Source organism: Arthrobacter sp. ZGTC212 (assembly GCF_002929255.1).
Classification (GTDB): domain Bacteria; phylum Actinomycetota; class Actinomycetes; order Actinomycetales; family Micrococcaceae; genus Arthrobacter_B; species Arthrobacter_B sunyaminii.
In genome coordinates this window covers 1-364 of the sequence record NZ_PJIJ01000046.1, presented here as the reverse complement: position 1 = coordinate 364, position 364 = coordinate 1, and the positions used below count along the sequence as shown (strand labels likewise).

Sequence of the window (364 nt, the reverse complement as noted above, 5' to 3'; positions counted from 1 at the left end):
TGCCGTTCGCGTCCACGCTGTAGTCGACAATGGCCGTGTGGTCGGTGAAGTGGTTGCCGAATCCCGGGTTGGCCAGGATTGCTGCACGCTCTTCAGCAGACTTCGGGTTGGCCGAGGGCTGCTGGCTGAAATCGACGCCATGGGCGGTCTGGGTCATGGTTCCTCCACGATCGGCCGCCCTGCATTCAGCGTTGAACGGCGAGGCGGCATTTGGTGATTCGAGACAAGCTTACGCCCGATGCCGGAGGCCCTGGCGCGGGGTTAGAGGCCGGCGGCGATGGCGTCGCCCACCGCACTTGTGGTGCGTGCACCGCCGTCGCGCTTCTCGACGTCGGCAACCACTGCCGCTTCGATCCTGCGGGCC

Annotated in this window: 1 pseudogene; it reads right to left on the bottom strand. The window is 65.9% G+C overall.

Going from position 1 to position 364, the window contains the following annotated elements:
- A pseudogene (locus CXQ89_RS19020) lies at nucleotides 1-157 on the bottom strand (branched chain amino acid aminotransferase); the annotation flags it as partial.
- Nucleotides 158-364: the final 207 nt, after the last annotated feature.